Source organism: Kosakonia arachidis (assembly GCF_900116535.1).
GTDB lineage: Bacteria > Pseudomonadota > Gammaproteobacteria > Enterobacterales > Enterobacteriaceae > Kosakonia > Kosakonia arachidis.
Window position 1 is genome coordinate 1 of the sequence record NZ_FPAU01000004.1, and the last position, 22,011, is coordinate 22,011.

The 22,011-nt window shown below is 35.2% G+C and carries 21 protein-coding genes and 1 pseudogene; 12 read left to right on the plus strand and 10 right to left on the minus strand.

The window, feature by feature from the left end:
* Window positions 1-277 (minus strand): annotated as a pseudogene (locus BM427_RS14965) (transposase); the annotation flags it as partial.
* A 570-nt stretch (window positions 278-847) separates the two neighbouring features.
* Between BM427_RS14965 and BM427_RS14975 the strand changes: the two are divergent.
* The 10 genes from BM427_RS14975 to BM427_RS15015 all read left to right on the plus strand — a co-directional run bounded on the left by BM427_RS14975 (window position 848) and on the right by BM427_RS15015 (window position 9,415).
* Window positions 848-1,660, plus strand: coding sequence for a DUF6387 family protein (locus tag BM427_RS14975; RefSeq protein ID WP_090122788.1), 813 nt, complete (start codon window positions 848-850; stop codon window positions 1,658-1,660).
* Window positions 1,661-1,761: 101 nt separating this feature from the next.
* On the plus strand, window positions 1,762-2,388 hold the full coding sequence (locus BM427_RS25400) for a zinc-ribbon domain-containing protein (RefSeq protein WP_139234419.1): 627 nt from the start codon (window positions 1,762-1,764) through the stop codon (window positions 2,386-2,388).
* A gap of 301 nt (window positions 2,389-2,689) precedes the next feature.
* Window positions 2,690-2,902, plus strand: coding sequence for a helix-turn-helix transcriptional regulator (locus tag BM427_RS14980; RefSeq protein WP_090122790.1), 213 nt, complete (start codon window positions 2,690-2,692; stop codon window positions 2,900-2,902).
* Window positions 2,903-2,942: 40 nt separating this feature from the next.
* Window positions 2,943-3,566, plus strand: a complete 624-nt coding sequence (locus BM427_RS14985) for a hypothetical protein (RefSeq protein ID WP_139234420.1) — start codon at window positions 2,943-2,945, stop codon at window positions 3,564-3,566.
* Between the two features lie 315 nt (window positions 3,567-3,881).
* Window positions 3,882-5,087, plus strand: a complete 1,206-nt coding sequence (locus BM427_RS14990; protein ID WP_090122794.1) for a tyrosine-type recombinase/integrase — start codon at window positions 3,882-3,884, stop codon at window positions 5,085-5,087.
* A 1-nt stretch (window position 5,088) separates the two neighbouring features.
* Window positions 5,089-6,402 (plus strand): site-specific integrase, encoded by a 1,314-nt coding sequence (locus BM427_RS14995; protein WP_090122796.1) that lies wholly within the window; start codon window positions 5,089-5,091, stop codon window positions 6,400-6,402.
* On the plus strand, window positions 6,399-8,030 hold the full coding sequence (locus tag BM427_RS15000) for a DNA-binding protein (RefSeq protein ID WP_090122798.1): 1,632 nt from the start codon (window positions 6,399-6,401) through the stop codon (window positions 8,028-8,030). The genes BM427_RS14995 and BM427_RS15000 overlap by 4 nt, the downstream gene beginning before the upstream one ends.
* Window positions 8,031-8,456 (plus strand): hypothetical protein, encoded by a 426-nt coding sequence (locus BM427_RS15005; RefSeq protein ID WP_090122800.1) that lies wholly within the window; start codon window positions 8,031-8,033, stop codon window positions 8,454-8,456. It begins immediately after the preceding gene.
* A 73-nt stretch (window positions 8,457-8,529) separates the two neighbouring features.
* Entirely contained in the window at window positions 8,530-8,937 is a 408-nt protein-coding gene (locus BM427_RS15010; protein ID WP_028725047.1) for a hypothetical protein, read from the plus strand.
* Window positions 8,938-9,091: 154 nt separating this feature from the next.
* Entirely contained in the window at window positions 9,092-9,415 is a 324-nt protein-coding gene (locus tag BM427_RS15015; protein ID WP_041455851.1) for a hypothetical protein, read from the plus strand.
* Here BM427_RS15015 and BM427_RS15020 read toward each other — a convergent pair.
* The gene (locus tag BM427_RS15020) at window positions 9,412-10,230 is read right to left on the minus strand and encodes a DUF4225 domain-containing protein (RefSeq protein WP_064690282.1); all 819 of its coding nucleotides are present in this window, start codon (window positions 10,228-10,230) and stop codon (window positions 9,412-9,414) included. The genes BM427_RS15015 and BM427_RS15020 overlap by 4 nt on opposite strands.
* A gap of 356 nt (window positions 10,231-10,586) precedes the next feature.
* On the opposite strand from BM427_RS15020, the gene BM427_RS15025 reads away from it, so the two are divergent.
* Together BM427_RS15025 and BM427_RS15030 are read left to right on the plus strand one after the other, a co-directional pair.
* The gene (locus tag BM427_RS15025) at window positions 10,587-12,713 is read left to right on the plus strand and encodes an AAA family ATPase (protein ID WP_090122802.1); all 2,127 of its coding nucleotides are present in this window, start codon (window positions 10,587-10,589) and stop codon (window positions 12,711-12,713) included.
* The gene (locus tag BM427_RS15030; protein WP_090122804.1) at window positions 12,710-14,764 is read left to right on the plus strand and encodes a UvrD-helicase domain-containing protein; all 2,055 of its coding nucleotides are present in this window, start codon (window positions 12,710-12,712) and stop codon (window positions 14,762-14,764) included. Before BM427_RS15025 ends, BM427_RS15030 begins: the two co-directional genes overlap by 4 nt.
* Before the next feature lie 61 nt (window positions 14,765-14,825).
* On the opposite strand, the gene BM427_RS15035 is transcribed toward BM427_RS15030, so the two are convergent.
* From BM427_RS15035 to BM427_RS15070, 8 genes are all read right to left on the minus strand, one after another.
* Window positions 14,826-15,407 carry a DUF4755 domain-containing protein gene (locus BM427_RS15035; RefSeq protein WP_242459324.1) on the minus strand — a complete coding sequence of 194 codons (582 nt, stop codon included), beginning with the start codon at window positions 15,405-15,407 and terminating at the stop codon, window positions 14,826-14,828.
* A gap of 296 nt (window positions 15,408-15,703) precedes the next feature.
* Complete coding sequence (locus tag BM427_RS15040; protein ID WP_244316563.1) at window positions 15,704-16,810, minus strand: relaxase/mobilization nuclease domain-containing protein; 1,107 nt, start codon at window positions 16,808-16,810, stop codon at window positions 15,704-15,706.
* A gap of 9 nt (window positions 16,811-16,819) precedes the next feature.
* Window positions 16,820-17,212: a hypothetical protein gene (locus BM427_RS15045; protein ID WP_090122808.1), complete on the minus strand. Its 393-nt coding sequence runs from the start codon at window positions 17,210-17,212 to the stop codon at window positions 16,820-16,822.
* Window positions 17,213-17,569: 357 nt separating this feature from the next.
* Window positions 17,570-17,863, minus strand: coding sequence for a hypothetical protein (locus BM427_RS15050; RefSeq protein ID WP_090122810.1), 294 nt, complete (start codon window positions 17,861-17,863; stop codon window positions 17,570-17,572).
* A 50-nt stretch (window positions 17,864-17,913) separates the two neighbouring features.
* Window positions 17,914-19,041 (minus strand): hypothetical protein, encoded by a 1,128-nt coding sequence (locus BM427_RS15055; RefSeq protein ID WP_244316564.1) that lies wholly within the window; start codon window positions 19,039-19,041, stop codon window positions 17,914-17,916.
* An 88-nt stretch (window positions 19,042-19,129) separates the two neighbouring features.
* Window positions 19,130-20,233 carry a nucleoid-associated protein gene (locus tag BM427_RS15060; protein ID WP_090122815.1) on the minus strand — a complete coding sequence of 368 codons (1,104 nt, stop codon included), beginning with the start codon at window positions 20,231-20,233 and terminating at the stop codon, window positions 19,130-19,132.
* A 145-nt stretch (window positions 20,234-20,378) separates the two neighbouring features.
* The gene (locus tag BM427_RS15065; RefSeq protein ID WP_341874211.1) at window positions 20,379-20,927 is read right to left on the minus strand and encodes a site-specific integrase; all 549 of its coding nucleotides are present in this window, start codon (window positions 20,925-20,927) and stop codon (window positions 20,379-20,381) included.
* A gap of 210 nt (window positions 20,928-21,137) precedes the next feature.
* A complete protein-coding gene (locus BM427_RS15070; RefSeq protein WP_090122818.1) occupies window positions 21,138-22,010 on the minus strand; it encodes a plasmid partitioning protein RepB C-terminal domain-containing protein in 873 nt (290 codons plus the stop codon).
* Window position 22,011 lies beyond the last annotated feature (1 nt).

Here is a 22,011-nt window from a genome sequence, read left to right on the forward strand (position 1 = left end):
TTCTGGTCTGTCGTCAGAACTTTCGGCCCAGAGCTACCTGAAGTGCCTCCTTATCCAGCATGGCTTCGGCGAGCAGCTTCTTGAGGCGGGCGTTCTCCTCTTCAAGTGACTTAAGCCGCTTTACCTCAGGGACTTCCATGCCGCCAAACCTATTGCGCCAGGCATAGAAAGTAGCGTCTGAAATAGCATGCTTGCGGCAGAGTTCCCGGGCAGAAACCCCGGCTTCGGCCTCGCGGAGGATACTGATAATCTGTTCGTCGGAAAAACGCTTCTTCATGGGGATGCCCTCACGTTGCTAATGAAGACATTACTAACATTGCGGTGTGTTAATCAACGGGGAGCAGGTCACCCCATCCCGTCATTGAGGGTGTAGGTTTTTCTTTAGGTTTGGCGCGTTTTATTTGGATGTCAGATAGCAGCATGTGTATAGAAAAAAGATCGAACCGGGTTATACACAATCCTATAAGCAATGTGTATAGATCCATTAGAAATTATGGAATTTGTTTAGACGTTGATTCTTTATTTTTTCTTTTATTTTTAGGTGGTTATGGAGTTTTTTGGACTATCTGAGGCTTGATATGGTGTCCCCTGCAGAAATCGAACTAGTAGTTAATTTACTGATTTAAAAGGCTTTTAATGAAGTTAAGTCTTTTATACCATCATAGATACCAACACTCCAAAAATAACCTTAAAAACTGTTGTGAGACACTGAAAAAAGCGCCTTAATTATACTCAATTTTATCAGCCGTTGTTACTGTTTCACAGCTTGTTGATTGAAGAGCTGGTTCAAGGTGATGATGAGCTGACTTCTACATTGAGCTATAAAACACAAATGTAAGGCCTCGGTATGGATACGGTTCAGATCTACAAAGAGCTACAGGCTTGGTTCGACTACGACAACTATGTTGATGTTGAGTCTTGCACTTTGAAAGGCTTACATAAGGAGTTACAGGTCAGAAAGAACATCCTCGATTCAATTGAGTTTTTTGGAGAAGGGGATGTTTATTTTAACCAGATCCTTGCAGGTAAGCCCTTAATCAGTAAAACGTTTGATAGCAACACTCATCTGACGGAAAGCCAAACGCACATACGACAAGTCACCTTTGGTCATATTGAAAGCCTCAAAAGATCTCTTGAAATGTTCTCGCAAGAATCGTTCGTCAAAGGAAGTGATCAACTTACGAAAGAGGTCAAAGAGCAGCCACTAACTCAAAGTATGAGAGCCGTTTTTATGAGGACCAATGAAAGCCGTGTGTATACACACTTTGACTTGGAAAACTCATCAGATGAAGAAATCATAGGCTCGCTTCGTGCACTACTTCCGGTATGGAGGAAAGAGTATGGAATCAATAGCAGGAAGCAAGAGGCTTTCGGTCTGGGAAAGATTCTAAAGTTGGTTGACTACCGTATCCTTCCAATGATTGATCTGCTCATGTGGGCTAAGTTGAAAGATGTTTCTCTTTCAAACACTATCCTTTCCAGACTGCTTTATCCTAAGCTCACAGATGAGGTTCGAGGAGATGAGCAACTCAAGGATACAGATCGTCCAATAGCTGCGAAGGCCATGTCAGGTGAGACCTGTAAGAATATTGAGAGTTTCATTAACAAGAATCGTCATCTTAGCGATTTGTCAGTATCACAATTGAGAGAACTTACCTGATCATAAAAAATCTTTGTAGTAATAAAATCATCCATTAATATTAGTGGTAAAAATTAGATGCTCAAACTAAATAAATTTCCAAACTAAAAAAAGGGGCTGCAATGTTTTGTAATAAATGTGGTTCATCAATATCTGAGACTGTTAATTATTGTGGGCAGTGCGGAGAGGATTTAAGAGTTACAAAAGGCAGAGTGAATCAATCTATAGCAGGTGATAATGGATTTAGCGCCGGACAGCACAATGTTTTTACAGGCAATAACATTAATTTAGGTATGAGAGATGAAAGGCCTAAAGCATTCATTGACAGGGAAAGTGTGAAGCCAGTTAAGTTAATGGGGAAGCATATAAAAACAGCATGGCTAATGGTGGTCGGATTTGTTGGTTTTTTTGCCAACGTAGCAACAATTTTTACATCAATTGGAACACCTAATAATTACAATATGATATTATGGTTGCTATGTAGTTTCAGTGCTTTTCTTTTTATTTTGGGGTTTTTACTAAAGCGATTTCGTTTTATGCCTTTGATTTTTCAAAGAAATGCCGAATCAGATAGGTCTGGATATGTCTATATTACAAAACTATCAGGTAATTGTGCTCTTTGTGATGGAGAATTGAAGCTTAGGCATTTGGGACCTAAAAATAATAAGAAAATGTTTCTATGTTGTACAAGGAATCCTGAACATCGGTGCCATTTTGATCCGACCATCCTAAATGATCCTATAAATTAAAAAATAAAAGCCTGTGATGAAATAAAAAATAATCTCAGGCTGAGAAAAATATTAAATACAATGGATTCACAGTAAAAACGATGCTCAGCAGCACAAGGGTGGAAGAGAAATGGTTTTCAAAATCTAAGTTTATCTGTTTCCATAAAATGTGCTCGATGTCAAGAGAGTGTGAAGGATTATTATTCTCCCCCACAATAGTCCTTTAACGATCTACCACAAGAAACAATGTCCACTACATCCCTTCAAAGCCTGTTCCCGTCTCTTTAGTATCAACTCATCGACAAGACGAGGAGATACAGCAATGACTACAGTAACTACAAACACCACACGACTGATCCGCTTACCTGAAGTGCTACATAAAACCGGTTACAAAAAAGCATGGATTTACCGATTGATTTCCGAAAATAGATTCCCTAAACCTATCAAATTAGGTTCGAGAGCTGTGGCCTTTATTGAGATTGAAGTCGATGAGTGGATTTCTAACACCATTAGCAATTCGAGAACAGCTTCATAGTTAGGCTCCAGACGAACAACATCGACAAAGTGAGGACAACGTGGAAATTAAAGAATTCATGAAAATTGGAAACCTTTCAAGGCTTGTGAGTCAAAAAAACTTCGATAAGATTTTCGATGCTGAAGCTATCAGGTTATTACCTGTGAATACATTGAGTAAGAAATCCGCGGAATGTTTAAGCTATTACCTCGAAGATAGCGAATACAATCCATTCCAGGTTTTACCTGAGTTAAATGAAGATAGTCGAAACTATATCTATGAAACCATACTGTCAGTGATCAAATGTAATGAGCTACTCAGAAAGTTATCGAAAAAAATCACACAGAACGAAATTCATATTGCTGTAAAAGAGGCTGGAAAGGGCGAAGACCATATCTTGCTCTGTAGCTTAAGTGTGCAAAAAGGGATGTTAGACCATTATGTGAAAACAATGCCGGATCTTCTCCCAGATGAAGATTCATTTATGACAGATGACATGAATTTTCTTAAGCTAAGCACTGAAGATATAACGAAAATTTTGCTGTGTGACATGTTGGAAAGAGGAGCATTGATGATTCATATGGGAGATGAACTCCGCAGTAAAGCTAAAGTTATTCAAGAGGAATACTGGAAAGAAGTAGAAAATATTTACAACGGACAAACGACAATAAAAATTATTATTTAAAATGTCATCGTTCCAAAAGTGTAAAGTTTTAATATCAAAAACTAGTAAAATTTAACAGAATACTTTCCAAATTATTTTTTGGAGCCGCTGTATTACTTATGCACTAAGGCTTTATTAGTTTTTCTTCTTGAATCGGGTATGACTACTCTTTACTAGCCGTACTGGTTTCTTTCACGTGAAAGAATTTTTTTTAAATATATAAATTCATTATAGATAAACCAATAAAAAGCAAAAAAAATTTGCAAAATTTAAATTGGTCAAATAAAGATAAGCCGTAGTGATTACTAAATGTAAAGTTTTCGGAGGGTTATTATAATGTCATATAAAATAAAAAAATTTGTGATGAGCAACGGCGAACGAGGATGCTTGGTTCTCGATAAAGAAACACAATTGCCAGTTTACTATCAAAATCTCTATCTCACAGCGAATGTAAGGAACAGAAGTGCGACCGCATCAACAATGGAGATAGTCGCAACAAACTTACTCATACTGAGTAATTACATGAAAAGTAGGAATATCAATATCATTGACAGGATTGAAAACAAGGTATTCTTAACCGTAGCTGAAATTGATGACCTGATACGGTATGCAAAGCAACGGTTCGATCAACAAAAAATTACGAATGTAAGATTACTCAAAGGAAAGCAGATTGCTACAAGAACTTTTAGTTACAGGATACACGTTTTTTCAAATTACCTAAAATGGTTGTGCGGATTGATTCATTCTATGAAGGGAATCCATGCCAGATATGAAATCGATACTTTCATAGAAAATTTGAGAGCACATCTCCCACGAAATAAATCACACAGCATGAACGACAGAAAAGACAAATCATTGAGTGAAGAAAAAATAAAAACTCTGTTTAATCTGTTGGAAGTCGAAGGGAGCCAAAACCCCTTTCAGAAGGAGGTTCAAGTCAGGAACAGGCTCATTTTTACCTTGTTACTGAATTGCGGGTTGAGAGCAGGTGAGTTACTAAATCTTAAAGTAAATGATCTAAATCTTAGGAATAACACACTAAGTATCTTCAGAAGGCATGACTGCATTGAAGATCGGAGGCTAAATCAGCCATTAGTCAAAACTGGCGAAAGGATAATCCCATTATCAGACGAGTTAGTGATGGAGATTTTTGATTACATACAAACTTGTAGGAGTAAAACCACTAAAAAGAAAAAACATGACTTCCTGTTTGTAACTCACAGCGCAGGTAAAACGGTAGGAGAACCATTATCTGTATCAGCATATGAGAAAATAATTTCAACTATTAAAAAAACAAGCCCGGAATTAAAAAATTTATCAGGGCATAAATTGAGACATTCCTGGAACTATTTTTATTCAAATGAAATTGATGGTTCAAATTTAGAAAGCAGTCGAAAGTCAGGATTGAGGTGCTATCTCATGGGGTGGTCAAAAGATTCAAAGATGTCAGAAAACTATAACTTCAAACACATATCAATGAAAGAAAAGGAAGTTATTGGGAGGGTTTATGATTCTTTGAGAAAAATAATCAAAGGGGAATGAAATGCAAATAAATACTTTAAAAAAAGAGAATGTGGTGCTTGCAATGATGGAAGGATATAGCTTCATTATTCCTGATATTAAATGGCAATTAGATAAAAATAATTGTGTTTACCCACACAAGGTTGCCGATAAAATGCCAGAGCCGATGCGTGTTGGTTATCTGAATACCTTGGCTTACTTTTCGGCTGAATACAGTTCAGGTTACACAAAAAACATAAACCAGATTTTTAGTCAATGGTTAGGGATGATAGACATTAAGACGATCGATGCTAATGCGGTTTATCAATTTAATGTTAGTTTAGGGCCTGAGAAAAACTACAAACTAAACTCTATAAAGCAGTTTCTAACGAAGTGGAAAAAGCTCGGTTATGTAGGAGTTGAAACTTCCGCTTTAACAATGCTGGAAAAAATAAATATTAAAACTAATTTGACAGGAGAAGCCGTTAAACGAAGAGACCCAAATACTGGACCGCTAACTGGAAAAGAGCTGGAAGTCGTTCTTAAGAGTATCAGCAATTTGTTAAAAGAAGATAAAATTCCCATGTATCTTTATTGCTATGTCATTCTTTTAGCAACAACGGGAAGGAGGCCTTTACAGTTAACCTCCTTAAAAACAAAAGATCTCATCAGAACGGGAGACGGTTGCTTTCTAAATATACCGAAAGTTAAACAAAGGAAGGACTTTAGAAGTGAGTTTAGCATGGTAAGTATCGATGACTGCCTTAATGAAAAACTAACAACCTTGATTGATATGAATCAAAAATATATCGAAGATAGTATTAATCAGAAGATTAGTCATATAAAAAATGAATTACCTATATTCATGGACTACAAAAAACCCGTATCAATTCAGTCTGGTCAAAGTTTAGAAACCATCATGGCAACTGATTTTTTACATATGAAGAATTCATTTATATCTAAAGAATTAAATAAAATCACCACTAAATTTAATATCCAGTCCTCAAGAACCCACAATCCTATAAGTCTGAATGCCAGACGATTCAGGTATACCCTTGGATCTCGTTTAGCAAAGGAAGGAGCCTCAGTTGAAGTGATAGCAAAAGCATTAGACCATAAATCCATCAACTCATCAGGGATATACGTAAAAAACAGCCCAGAAAATGTTCATGAAATTGACATGAAACTTCATTCATTTTTTGATCCTCTATCAAAGATCTTTCTTGGTGGCGATAGCATTCAGAACAAGAAGCTGTTTAGAGAATATGTTTTAAATTCTTTTGGATTTACTAATTGTAAACACGAACACGTAGAGTGTTTTACCTGCAAAAACTTTAGAGCCTGGAGTTCTGAATGACCAATGTGATTTTATTCGAGCCAATAAATACTAATAATCCATCATTTAATGTTGAAGGTTTTATTGAGTTTTGTAAGAGTAATATATTCAACTCAAAGTTAGCGATTACATGGGAAAGCAATGTATGGAAGGGATGTTACAAATTCAACAAGTTTGACATGAAAAATAATCGAAATAGCAAAGATAAATTAGATGATGGTTTCATTGATTTTGCTAAAGCTTATATGTTTCATATTCATTCTTTTAACAAGTCAAAATCAAACCAGAATGCTTTGGCAATGTTGAAGATCGTTGAGTTTGTGCTATTGAAATCATACGGTGAAGCTAATTTAGTCAAGTGTAATAATAACATTTTTGATGAGTGTGTAAGAGTATCAACGGCTAAATATACGAAATTAACAGCAGTTGGAATTGGTAAGGAACTTGAGAAACTATGTTTATTTTTGAGTGAAAACAGAATGACAAGCTCATCATACTTTTTTTGGGTAAATCCGTTAAGGCATAAAATAACTCAAAGTTGGCAAGGTTATGAACCTTCGCTGGAAGGGCACTCAAAATTACCAGATATAAAGTCTGTCATAGCCATTGCGGAGATTTTCTCAAAAGATGAAAGCCAACTGTCTGTGAGGGACATTTTCACAACGTCTGTTCTTACACTGCTGATGTGTGCACCAGGACGAATCTCGGAAATTTTAAGCCTTCCTGCGGATTGTGAGATTACAGAGCATGATGAGAACGGCATTGAACGATATGGTTTAAGGTTTTTTTCAGCGAAGGGGTATGCTGGAGACATCAAATGGATTCCTTCAGTAATGGTCCCTGTAGCTAAAAAGGCCATAGCCCGGTTGAGAAAGTTGTCCACCCATCCAAGGTTTGTTGCAAAAACGATGGAAGGGAAGGTCCCTGAGTCATACAAACATGAACTCTTTACTAAAAAGCCTCAAAATTTTCCCTGGTATGATGAAGAAAAGAAAATCAAATATTCGAATGCTTTATGTCTGTTATTCGAGGGGCAATTATGTAAGAAAACGAGCAAACCTTTGGCACCTTTGTTCAGACCAACTGCTCAGTTTTTTAGACTGGATATTGATGCATTTGCAAGTATCAAAGGCACTACCAACCTGTTTAAAAGACACGGTTATATTAACGAAGATGGTAGCCCGTATTCGCTTAGGACTCATCAATTAAGACATCTACTTAATACGTTTTCTCAAATCAATGGTATGGACGAGTTTAGCATCGCCAGATGGTCTGGAAGGAAGTTGGTATCACAAAATGTTTCCTACGATCACCGATCACACTTACAAATGATCAATCTCATGAAAGATAAAACTTCAATCGGAGCCGGTAATAGCCATAGGAAAAAAGAAATAGCTGTTATGGACATAACTGATTTCGATTTATCGAATGATGGAGCTGTGCTCGTCACTAAGCATGGCTACTGCAAGCACTCATATGTTTTTGAGCCTTGTTGTTATTATCCCTTACAAGACTCTGGAAAGGATGATGGCCAACTAATGATGATACACACTAAAATTCTTGAAAAAACCAATTATGATAAAAATGATGGGAATGTTAATGCTGATAAATGGTATGAATTTCAAAATAAAATAATAAAAGGAGAGTAAATGGCTAAACATATTACTGGTTATGATGAAAAATTGATAATGAAAGTCATTAATACTTGGAATGACGATGAGAAGCTGACCTGGGAGGCTTTATGTGACGAGTTGATAAAGATTATTGGTAAGAGACCTTCAAGGCAATCTTTGAGTAGTCATGTTAAAATTGCAGATTGTTTTAATTCAAAGAAGATGCTTCTCAAGTCTGGCGTGAAAGAAACATGTGTTGTTAAACCTGCTAATTTAAAAATTGCTTGTCAGAGAATAAAAAGGCTCGAAATTGAAAACGAAGCTTTGATAGCATTGAATAACAAGTATTTAGAGCAGTTTAAGATATGGCTATATAATTCTCATTTAAAGCAAATAACAGCCGAAGAGCTTAATCGTCCCTTACCTAAAAAAGATATTCAAATAGAAATTGATAGGTTTTAACTATTGACATGATTGAATATTATGATATTTCTTTAAATGTCAGGATGACATTCACAACAGCAAGGATGCTACTATGAATAAATTAAACAGATATTTGCCAGATCAGAAATTTTTGATACTCCTTAATCGCTTCATTCTTAGATACGATGAATCAGACTGCAACAAAGAAAAAATCGTAAAAGATGCCTACCTTTTCTGTGTAGGATACTTTTTGAAGTATCAGCAAGACTATCAGAATCCTTATCTGAAGGGACCAAGCAACATTATTGCAGTTTTGAGTTCAGCTTTGCTCAGTCCAAACTTCTATACAATACCTTCAACTGTCAGCCTTGAACGAGTGCTGTATTTCTACAAGTTTATTATCGAATACATTATCTGGAATGAGTATGAAGTAGAAAGAATATTTGCTACTCAAAAACAGAGTTTTACGCCTTCACCAGAGCTTAAATCAGATGGTTTCAAAATGAAGAAAAGGGTTTAGGATATACTTTTTATTGAGTATGGCGATACAATAACTATGCCATATGATCTTTACACTTAACTTAGGGCGAGTGTTCTGCAAATGGATCATATGGCATCTCAGCTTTAATGTATGATATATTTTCTTTTATCTTATGGCTTTTCAGGATGATGAAATGAACGATTTTGAGCAAAAGCTCCTTCAGAATGGATTTTCGGCGAAGGATATCCGCAAGCTTAATGAAATTCTTACCCGAGATGAGAACAAATCAGATACACTTCAGTCTCTCATTCAGGAGCTGAGCAAGCGCTTTTGGGCTGGTATAATTTCCATGCTCATTATTTTATCAGTTTTCATTTATGGTATAGCGAAAGGGCATAAAGAAAGCCTGATTTCTTATGCTATCGTCCTTATCATCGGTGCCATAATCGTTTACTTTGTCATACCAATGAATCTGGCCTGGAAAGCACACAGGTTTGCTAGTAATAGCAAAAGTTAGTTTCCATTTTGGTTGTGATTCATCTGATAGAGGTTCACACCTATAGCGCTACCTTTCCAGATTGCTGTTGCACCTTTTAGAGCCAAGTCTTGTTTGCTCATCATCTGCACCTGGCGATAGTAATCAGTAGGGAGATACTTGAATATTCTCCAAGCCTCGGGTTTCAAAGTCAGTTTGAAAATTCCGTAGTAAGATGTAGTGAGATCAACTACTTGGTAAGCAAGCAGACCCAAGCGTTTATCAAATCCAAAAAATTCAGCTACATCCTGATAAGCTTCAATCACCGGATTGGAAGGATTCGAAACTCCTCTTAACTTGTCTATGCTTTCCGCCATTGAACCTGCACCATTAGCAATCAATGCAGAACCTGCAACAACACCGATAACATTTCCACTGAACAGTGATCCAGCAAACAAGCCTACCCCAGCCACTAGCTGAACAGTCCCAAGAACTACTCCGATGCCGTCGATGACATAGCCAATGATCTTTTCATGGTCATGGTAAAACTTCACAGAAGACGAAACTACGGCTTCTCCTGTTCTGAGCATCCTGTCCTGAATCTTTAAGTTTTGGGCTTCTTGTTTAAGATTCTGGATACACTCCTGACACTTATCATCCGAGATAGAAGTGCGGATAGTCTGGATCTGCAAGCGGGTGAACTCCTTTATTTCATCCTGAAACCTTACACGGACAAGCGCATCCTTGAGATGGAACTGTGAGAGGGATGAGGCAACATTGACTAAGTGATTAGCCTCAAGACTTGCCATGCTCAGAAAGTAGTTTAATTGCCTGTTCCTGTCCCAGTAGTTATCCATACAACATCCTTAAAGATATGAGTTTCTGCACTGCAAAATTTACACCTAACTTTCTCATATGATAAGAAATTTTTCATTATCATAATCAAGCAAGGAAAATCGTTTAACTAGCTGATTTTAAATAAAATTATTATTTTAGCAATAGTTATCACTGAAACTAATTTCACAATTATGAAAGCATTATGTGAAGAAAATGTGGTGTAAATCTGCACGAAAAATTGTAAAGTATTATGTCATGCGCGGCAGAAGGCTTGCTAACAATTATTCATATAGATAGTTATATTTCTTCTTTTATTCTAAGTCTGCATAACCAGCGAAAGTAAGTTAATCAAAATTAAACTTTGAGGCATAAAGGAATGTATCTTAAAAGTATCAAAATAAACAATTTCAGAAAATTTGGTAGCAAAGATAATTTAATAGGCTTTGTAAAAGCTAATTCAGGAGACAATAATGAAGCACCAGTTGCTTCATCAACCACTTTAATAGTAGGTAAAAATAATGCAGGTAAAACTACTATAACTAAAGCGTTAGAGTTTATTGTTGATGAAGGAGATAAGTTAGTCGGCTCATATTTTAATTTTGATTACTTAAATGGTTTATTGAATAAGTATATTGAAGGTGACTACAGTGAAACCCCAGAATTAAGCTTTATTTTAGAGGTGATTCTTGATAATCGTGATCAAGATTTAGCGACTAACTTTGGGGAGTTTATTACTATTAGTGACAGTGAAGATGTTAAAAAAACGCAGTCAGCTATAGTTAAAATATTTTATGAAGTTAAAGACAAGGATTTGTTTGAAGTTGATATAAAAAAAGGAATTGACTTTCTTACTCTGAAAAAAAAGGATAGAGTTTCAAAATTTAAATATTTAGTGGACAAGATATCAGAAACTCAATTCAGACGAGTAGTAAAAGGATTAAACGGTAAGGGAGAGAAAAATATTAGGCTAAAAGATATAATTGATCTTAAGGTTATATCGGCTTCAAATAATATTCATGATAAAAGGTTGCTGGCTAAATCTTTTAATAAAATAATTAGGTATATGTACGAAGTCAACGATAGAAGTTTACAGAGTATTAATAGTTTAGTTGAAAAAAATAATAGTAGATTGACGGGTAAAATTAGAAGAAATCATCAGAAGGGGATTCAATCTGTCTTGGAAAAAATCGTCTCTGAAAACGCATTGGCTTTCTCTTTAAGAGCTGACCTTACCTTCGATAAATTAATGACCGATCTTGTCACTTATGAGTACATAGACGGTGAACATCATGTGCCAGAAGGGCAATTCGGTTTAGGTTATACTAATCTGATAAATATACTTAGCGAAATCATTGATTTTTCATATAGATGCAAATATATGAAAAAGCAAAGTAAAGTTCAGGTTTTATGTATTGAAGAACCTGAACTTTTTATGCATCCACAAATGCAAGTCAATTTCATTCGTCATATAGAAGAAGCACTTTTTGCAATATTAAAACTATCAAGCAGAGATTTTGCCAATTTAAAAACTCAAATTGTCATTACTACACATTCATCACATATACTGAATAGTGTGATCCAGGAGAGCTGCTCATTAGATGAAGTTAATTATACATATCCAGAAAATGGGCTTAGCAAAAATATTATAATTAAAGACTCTGATATTGCTATGGGTAAGAGTGAGAAGGATTATTTTCAGTTTATAAAAAAACATATAAAGCATCAAGTGCCTGAATTGTTTTTTTCTGATGCTATCATATTAGTCGAAGGGATTACTGAGGAAAGACTTGTTAACTTTTTCATAGAAAAGGATGTATCTCTTAGAAGAAAAAAGATTTCAGTATTCAGAATAGATGGTGCTCACGGCAGTGTTTACATAAAATTGTTGAATGCTCTAAGAATTCCTTCATTAATCATTACTGATATTGATTTCCAAAGAGAAAAGGAATCTTTATATAAAGAAGTTGAAGTGCAAGAGAATAAGAAAATTAAAATCCCTCTCTATCCGCAACTTGACAAAATTGATGAAACTACACTCACAACTAATAAAACGCTCACTTTCATTCATGGAAGTTCAAAAGTAAATACCTTCAATGAATATTTCATAAAAGAAAATGTAAGGGTTTCATATCAAATTGAACCTGTTGAGCTTTACGCTTCAGGGACCCTGTTAAGTAAATGTTATGCTACTAGTTTTGAAGAGGCACTAATTTTAGAGAATTATAGTAATCCTCTTTTTAAAGAAATTTTAAAAACAGTAATTCCTTCTGTTATGGATGAATTGCTTGGTGGGGATAATGTAGATGAAAATGTTTTATTCAAAAATTCTTACAGGTTACAAAAGAATTTATCCGAAAGTAAAAGTAAATTTAGTAACTCAATTATATACTCATTGGTTAACTCGGCAGAAAGTTCGGAACATCAATTATTAATCCCTAAGTATATTAAAGAAGGAATTGATTGGCTTTCAAATTACAAGTTCGCTGACGAGGTTGAATTATGATGTATGAAGAATCTCAGGATGTACTTATAGAAGAAGTCAAGGTCTTTGATACCTTGCTTGGATATGTTAATGGCAAGAAGCCATTTTATTTCCTCTCCGGTGCTGGTAGTGGCAAGACTCATGCTTTGATAAGTTTAATAAAAAAAATAATGCAAGATAAAAAATCGCAATTAGCATCATCGAGTCAGAAAATATTATGTATAACATATACTAATAATGCTAAAGATGAAGTTATCAGCAGGCTGGGTGAAAATGATTTAGTTTATGTGTCTACAATTCATAATTTTTTATGGGACATGATTCAACATCATATGGATGCTCTTATTGTAATTCATGTTGCATATTTGACTGATTTAATAAAGAAAAATGAAAATGAGTTATTTTATGATGAGAGTGACAAGCCTGCATATCAAGTTTATAGGGGATTGAATCAAGCTGAAATAGAAGCACTCACATACTTTATTTCGGAAGATAACGAATCTTACTATAAAATGAAAGAACTTAACGCAGGGGATTTTTGGCAACTATTAAATGATGAACTTGGCGAAGATTTTGGTAAGAAATTAAAAACAAACAAATCTCACGTGCTCAAAATATTTTCATGTATCAGAAGGATCTATAACTATAAAAATTGTTTAAAAAACATCGCTGATGGCGTTAGAGGTTATGACTTTATAGAATACAATATAAGAAATGCAGAATGTCTTTATAAGAATAGAATTGGTCATGATACACTCTTACTTTATGCATATAAATTAATGGAAAACTATCCTTACTTTGCAAATATTCTTATTGACAAGTTTCCGTATACCTTTATCGATGAATATCAAGATACACATGATAATGTCGTGGCTTTTTTCAAATTAATTACAGAACGTGTGAGGTCAAGTGATTCTCAATATTTAATTGGCTTATTTGGAGATCCATCCCAAGAGATCTACAGTTCAGGTGGTCGAACTTCGTTTTTGACCTTCGATGAAGTTCATAAAAACATCAATAGAAGATCGCATGATCAAATTATTGATTGTATAAATAAAATCAGAGGGGGACATCAGCCTATAAAGCAAGTTTCTATTTTTAGAAATAAAGATCTTGGCAGTGTTAGATGTTATATTTATCCGATGTCAAAATGTAATAAATTAGACATTGAAGAAATAATTGATTCTTATCGGTCCGAATGGGATGTAAGTTTATCTAACCAAATGGCTTGTCTTGTATCAAAAAATGAGATGCTTGCCGAAGTTTGTAATTTCTCAAACTTATATAGGAAAGTGAATGATTTGTTTGTTGCAGATAACAAAAACAATTATAAAAAAGTCAATGATGAATTTGTTGTGAACAATATTGATAAATTTGGTTCTTTTGCTTCCATTATGTATGCTTATTGTAAGCCTGCTTACTTGTTAAAATTAAAAAGCGATGCTCCTATAATTGAATTGTTTCCAAAGCTTCATTTGCAAGAATGCACAGTTAAAGATATTGGGATAGCAGTGCGTAAGTTGAATGCATTGAGTTATCGCAGCTTGGAAGATTATTTCGTCAGCCTATATGAATTGTTTAACACCACCAAAAATAAGAGAGTTAAATCTTTAATTAAGTCTCTTTTACCAATCGAGTTTGATAGTGAAGACGTTTGGAAAGAAAAATTAGTTACATACTGTGGTTTGAGAAAAGTGAAGTTTGATGACGCAGTATTTCAGAATTTTTTAAAGGTTGACTTTGATGAGATGATTCATTGGATGAGATACATCAATTCTAATAAAACCGATAGTCCAGTAAATGTCATGACATGTCACTCGTCTAAGGGACTTGAGTATGAAAATGTAATTGTATTTTTAAACGATAATATGAACAGAAAGCATACGTATTTCTCCAGTCTTCTAAATTCGGATTTGAACGTAGAGTTGTCTCCTGACTTAGAAGAAGTTAGAAGGCTCTTATATGTGTCAACATCAAGAGCTATAAAAAATCTTCGAGTTGTGCTTTTTTCTGATAATGGACTTGAGAAGGGTAGCATTCAGAAAATTTTTGATGATTGTGTGTTTTTTTAGTTAGTTTTATTTATAAAATGGAAGCGATAAAGGATTATCACTTCCATTTATTTTGAAGTGTTTATTTATTAATTGTTTTATCGAAGATATGCATCCAGCGCTTAAGTTGCATTTCCGTATCCCGGATGCCTTCTTGTGAGTTAAAGTCACCCTTTTGGGGAAAGAACATTACTCTCCATTCTGGATACTGAACATCGTCCACTGCGATGTAAAAGCCCGATTCTCTGAAATCATGAGTGCGGTCGAGTTCTTTGTTGATACCAGCCCGTTCTCTCGTAGTAGATAAATTGTATCGCCACTCTTTGATTGCTGAGAACGGATAGGTCTTTTGTTTGTTCTCTTCCTTGAGATGGATAAGTCCTCTTTGCTGGTCGAGCTTCATAAAAGTGGAACCAAACTCATGACTCCACATACCGTCTTGCTCGCCAAAATGGTCTCTGGTGCTGGCATTCCACTTTTTGATGCGGAATTTTTTATAAGCAAACATCAAGAGCATGATGCTTGCGAAAATCCATACGACTGCAAGCTGGACCAACCCCTGAATTCCAGAGAAATAGAAAATGACAATCGGAAGTGCAATTGCAATCCATACCCGTTTCATCATAAGGAAGTTGGGCTGTTTTACTTCAGTTGTTGCTGTCATAGGTTCGTCCAAGGTTAGTTTCTCTGAATCGAAGGCGCACGTATGCATCAGCTTATTCTGCTGATAAATCAGTGTGCTATGTGGTTTCGTTTGAAGTTACATTACGGCTAGGAAACAGGGTCTAGCAAATCATTTATACCGATCGATCGCTTTCTTTTGATAGTCAATGACTATCATGAATAGATAATTGATCAGTAATAACGATCGATCGTTTTTATCTATCAATCTGATTTGAAATGAAAATATTTGTTGTGTTTGGCTTAGGGAATGATTTTAACTATCTGAAAACTAGCCGTTTAAAGAGGTTTAAATTGCGGTTTTCTAGCCGAGTCTTGAGAATTTACCTCAGAAATCTCTGGTGCTTCAGAGTTGCTGGTTCGTATTACGGTCAAGATGAAGTTTCTTTTGAGAGGGTTGAGAATCGTTGAGCCAACAGCTTTTAAACTGGCAACAAGCTCCTCAAGGTAAGGTATCCATTGCAACCAGCGAGATCGGATATGTTCTCTGGAATTTGCCGTAAGGGGTGTTGGTATAGCTGTGGGAGGAACTTCAATGGGATTCGAAACGTTTTCATTGTCGGCAATCGATTCAGGAGCAACAGCCTCTATTGGTTGAGTGACGGTGATTCGTTTACTCATGTTTGACCAACTGTATGCCTTACCGAGCTGTGATGCCTTAAAAGCGACTCCCTGATGCTCAAATGAAAAACCGTTCATCTTGCCAGTTGATGCGATGTTTGCTGTCGCTGATATGTTTTGCTTTTGTAACTCATTTATGAAGTCTTCGATTGTGATGGTATCGAAGAAGATAAGGATCGCATCTATAGCTTCCTGTATCACTTTTCTAGAAGGTTTCTCTCCGATCCTATCTTGCATCATCTTTTCGTTACGAGTGAGCTTCCTTTGCTTCTTGCGTGGTTTAGCAGGAGAGGGACCTTTCGTTCGAGTGAGTTTGTGGTCTTGCTCAAGATCTTGGATCACACGGGTGCTTATCAGGTTTTCGTTCTTACCCAAGTAAAGTTGGCCATCTACTAAAACGTTTATACGGGAAGCAATGATGTGTATGTGCTGACCAGCTTCATCATTGTGTAGGACATAACAACGAAGGTGAGTGTCACAGAAGCCCATTCTCTTCATGTAGTCGTCAGCGATGTTCTTCCATTGTTGATTTGTGAGTGATTCACCGACTGGGAGACGAAGGGAGTTATGCCAAACTGGTTTAGTAACATCCTCTCTTAGCTTCTGAGTGTTCGCGAACTCAGCGATCAGCTCGTCTACAGTGATGCCCACAAGATTGCCACCAATCACTACTGGTGTAGTCTTGTGATGAGGAGCAGGGGCAAGCGCATACGAGATGACTCCTCGGAAGTTTTTACCCCTTTTTATTTTATTCATACCCTTCATCTTGGATGATCACTTTTCAAGTGTCAGCAGAGCATCTCTTACATGCGACAGTTTCAATTTTAAAGTGCTTACTTCCTGCGATAGTGGCTGAGCATCTTCGCCTCTGCGAAGCAGGAACGAAGTAAGATCATTCAGTTTCTGTAGGGAATCAGTAAGCTCCTGCCAGGCTTCTTTGTTGATTTCGGGAACAGAAGGGGGTAGTTGCTGAAGAGCTGAGGATCTAAGCCAACAGCTCCTGCTTAGCTGTCCTCTGAACTGGTTTACTTTGCTCAGCTCGACTTCGTTTAATCTGACTGTTACTGAGTGTTTGCGAAGACGATTAGGGGGTAATTTTTTAACGGCAGGATCATTAGTAAATGTAGAAGGAAAATCATCGTCGAATATAATATTATTTTTTTTCATATCAACTCCTTTTGATATTTAGGTTTAATAGCAAATCCATATGCTATCTATAATAAATACCATAAAGATCAATCGCGTCAATGTGTTGGGATTGAGGATTTTGCTTTGATCTTTCTTTTTCAACCAAAGGGCAGAAAAAGCAAGGCAACTGAGCATCGCTCAGTTAGCCCTTGCTTGCTTGACTTTATAAAAAAAAAGGTTATTAAGATTATTGATATAAATGAAAAAGGATTAATAAATGAAAATATTTTATAAACTTGCAATCTTAATAAAAACAAAGCCACACTATATCAGTGGGGCTTTGTTTTATTTTCTTCTTGCTGTTTCGCTTGTCGAGATATTTAATCTGACTTGGAGTTAGCCTATATTATTGTAAATTCCATTTGAACTTATGGGATGTGGAATGTTAAAAGATATGGCTATTATTAAAATAACATTGACTATAAAAACTAAAGCCAATATAGATAGGAAATAAAATTTCGTAACATCTTTGGCTTTTTGTGATTCTTTTTCTGATAATTTTAAATCTTTAACTCTAATTTTTATATTAATTAAGTGGGCTATGTAAGAAATTATTAAGGATAAAATGCAAATATAAATATAAGTTTCATAGGTATTCCAATAGTTTTCAAAAATAGTGTTGATGTTCATTTCTACTCCATTTTGTGAATGTTATCTAGACTATTATAATAACAATTATCTTAGTTTGATGTAAAAAATATTAGAATATTGGCTATGTTCTCTTTGAACTGATAAAGCACAAAGAGAAGCCAAATTAAACAGCCAAAATAAATTATTCCTTCAAGAAATGTTAGGATTCTATCAGCGGATTCTTTCTTATGCCTTAATTTCTCTAAGGCATTTTTTATTACACTATTTACTTTTTGAGTTAAGGCGAGATCCACATCGTCTGTATTCTCTTTGGTAAATAGCTCCATTGTTTTATCTGATGATTCAATTATGTCATTCAGAGAATTCTTAGCATTACGAATACCGATAATAACTACAGCACAGGTAAGAAGCATTGCTACAAAAATCAGTAATAATCCTGAAGAAGTCCATCCTTTAATAATTGCTGTACTAACTAATACAGCGGGAATTGTTAATGATTTAGTCTGATGCTCTTGCACTAATGAATTCAACTTACTTAGGAAATCTAACTTTTGTATTTCAACATCATTAATGACTTTGTTAATGGAGTATTTATTTATGTATATTTCGTAATTTAATGAGAATAGCTCCCATAATTTATATGGTTTTTTTAATATATCTGAGAGAAATAATTCTTTTTCGCTAAACTCATTGTACAACTCTATTAGAGATGACCTCATTACAAGCTTTCTTTCATAAGAATGAAGATCAGCACTTGTAAGTGTGTCCATGTCACAAGGTTCGGTATCAATGTCAATTAAAAAACTCTCTTCAAGATTTTTAAGAGGGAGTTTATAAGTGGTTATTTTTTTTGATTTCCCACCCTCCATTACAAATATATATGTAGGCCACCAGTTCTGGCGGTCATACTCTATATGATCAGATATTTTAGCTAAGATCTTGCACCAATTTTTATAAGCATCAACAGATTTCCTTAACTTGTCCCTATCTTGTTCTGTTGAATTATTGATGTAAAAATCGTCAAAGAATTTTTTTTCATTTTTTATGGTCACTCTTAAATTCTTGAAAAAATCGGTTATTGATTCAAACCAACCTATATCTGTAGTTAATAAAAGAGATAGTTTAACTGAGTCATTACTAACTTCTTTATTTGCTTCTAAAATTTCCTCTTTCTCAAGCTCTACAATTTCGCTCTCTATTTGACTAAAAACATCCATATTGAAGACCCATACATGATAGGGGTCTTGAAACTCAACCGAAGCTGAGCAATTTCTCACTTTCAATAATAAATTTAATAAATCTGGCCTATTCATCTGCTAACTCTGATAGTTTCGCAATAATATCAGGATCGGTTATTTTCTGAACTACAGTAACCTCATTTGTTTCTGTATTAAATTTTACTGGCTTATCAGAGTCTGGTCGTCCGATATGATGCTTTTTAATGCTTAATTTTGCTATAGGAGTATCAATATCAAGCCACTCCAGTTTTTTCTTATCGCTCGATAAAATTTCAAACTCCTCATTAACTTCAAAACCTTGATCATTTACATATTCAACAAACTTATTTTTATGCTCAGCCTTATCAACTGGTATAATTGAATCGATTTGGATTTGAATTTGTTCAAGAGAAATTGAATGTCCCTTTTTACACTTATCGAAAAGCTCTTTGACTTTGGATTCCAATTTTTCTTTTAGTGGCCGGCCTAAATCTTTTTCCTTAGAAAAAGATTCAATCGCAAGAATAACTTGTTCGCTACTAGTCTTATTGGAAACTATTTCATCCGCACCTATAGATTTAGTAAAATATTGTCTTAACTCGCCGCTACCACGTATGAAACATAGATTGTTTTTATTTTTTTCATCATCTTTTTCATCTAATTCTGCTCTAAATCTTACCAAGTCAACTCTTGCACCTTGAAGAAATTTATCCAAATCAATAATATATACCGGATTAAGTTGCAAGTTCTCTTTGAATCTAAGGGCATCAGCATTTTTAAGCATTAAAACTAATATTCTTTCAAACTGAATTTCAGATGTTCCATCATCTCTTTGATTTTCAAGTTTATAATGTGTGAACACTAATATGGCACCATTACTTGCCCTTGATTGCTTAGCAGATGAAATTAATTTGTTAGTAATAAAGTCACTTACAAACTCTTTAAAAGAATGTTCATTTTTGATATGGCTTAAAAGTTTATAGGGAAATGAGTTTTGTGGGTATGGGCTTAAGAATCGGGCATGAGTCTTACTACTCTTATGAAATCTGGCATCAACTCTTGTCGTAAAAGTAATTACCTCCTCCTGATCAACGGGCCACGGTTCGCCAATGGTTTTAGACCAATCCTTTTGATTTTCTTCAGGTGGAACAATCTTTACCGCTATAGCATTGAGAACTTGGATAGAAGCCACTTTAACCCCGAATTATTGATGTGTAGTAATTTAGAAAAATTTTTTTCAGTATATTCTGATTTTCATAAAAATTTCTTTTCAGGTAAAGAAATATTTAAGTATTCATAGGGTTATAAACCGTTAACTCTATGTATTTTAATGTTTTTTATTTTTTGTAGGGACTTAAAATGGCATAACTCAATGATATCGGTAATGTTTTTAATGCATCTTGCCTTTCCTCAAAATAATCATACCTGTCATAGATCCCTTCAACATCTTTGAGCTTGTGATTCAGGCATCGCTCGGCCACACGAGGAGGAACGGACAGAGAAGCGAGTAAGCTCCGGCTGGTTCTTCTCAAATCATGAACCGTAAAATATTTAATGCTACCCATTACATTAGGTGGTTGCTTCTTCCTGCTAGGCTCGATACCGAACAGCTTCGCTATGGCCCTGTTAAGAGTGTCTTTTCCCATGTGCTGCGACTTGCTCACACGGTGATTAGGTAAAACATAAGGCGAATCCCATGCTCTGACATTTAGCTCTTCTAAAATCTCAATAGCAAGCGGTGGAAGTGGAATGACTATGCCAACACCAGACTTGCTCCTTTCCTTAGGTAAAAACCATTTTTTATCTTCTAAATTGAATTCCGACCACGGGGCTTCTGTCAGCTCACTTTTGCGAACAGCGAGAAGCAGTAGTAGGGCACATGCCAGTTAATTATCAAGAAAGAAGCTGTCAGAGTGCTCTCTGAACGTTTTAAAAACATAAGCAATCTCTTCTAAGCTCAATGCTCTTTCTCTGCTTTTTTTAACTTCTCCGGCATCGCTGTTATTTAAATCTATAGCCTAGATTTTCTTAACTTAAGCGAGTTTGATATCATCCTTGAATAGTTCTAATCCTAAAATCTGTTTATGAAAAAAGCGTTAAGTTAATTTATCAATGTCAGATATCTTGGTAAGTTCACTAAGGTAATCTTGTTTATTCCTAAGAAGCCAATGGAAAACCTTGGGGTTTTCGAGTATTTTTTTTATGTGAGAGATAACTATCGTTAGCTTCAGACTATTGGAACCGTAGTTTTCTTTTATCTTTTGCGTATCGAAATGGACCTGAGCCATCTCTTTTTCAAGCCTTTCAATTGCTTTTCTATTACCGGATCTCTCATCAATGTTAGGTTTTCCTTTGTCGTTTAAAAGCTCAGGTGATGAACTGTGATAAAGCGATTGAGCAAAAATCTTTGAATAATTATCAAATTTTATCATTAGGTTTGCACATTCAATTTGCCTAAAAGGAATCATTCTTTTTAAGATCATAAAGGTGTTCTTAGGTATATCTCTATCATTAAATAATTCTATAACTTCAGGGCATATGCCTTTCAAAACTGATAGATTACTTTTAAGAGAGTCGGAGCTTATATTTAATGCTGAACAGAGCATGTCTTCAGGAACACCTACTCTAACAGCTTCTTTTAACATTCTTTGAATTTGAATTATTGTTATTCTATTGACTTTTTTGTTGGGCGTATAAGTGTCGTAAACAGTTGAAACGAGACAAGCAACTCTTTCTTCTCCAATATCTTTTAATGCCTCAACTCTCAGATGACCATCGAGGATTTGTGCAGTGCCATCAGCCCCATTAATGTAAATCAGTATAGGTTCGACTAATCCAAGTGCAGAGATCGTGCTCTTTATTTGAATGTATTTTTGGCTACTTTTATAGTTGGTAGGAGGTTTTTTTGTATAAATAAGATCAGATAATTTAAAGCTGACTGTTTTTTCATTAAAGCAGTATTTAATCATT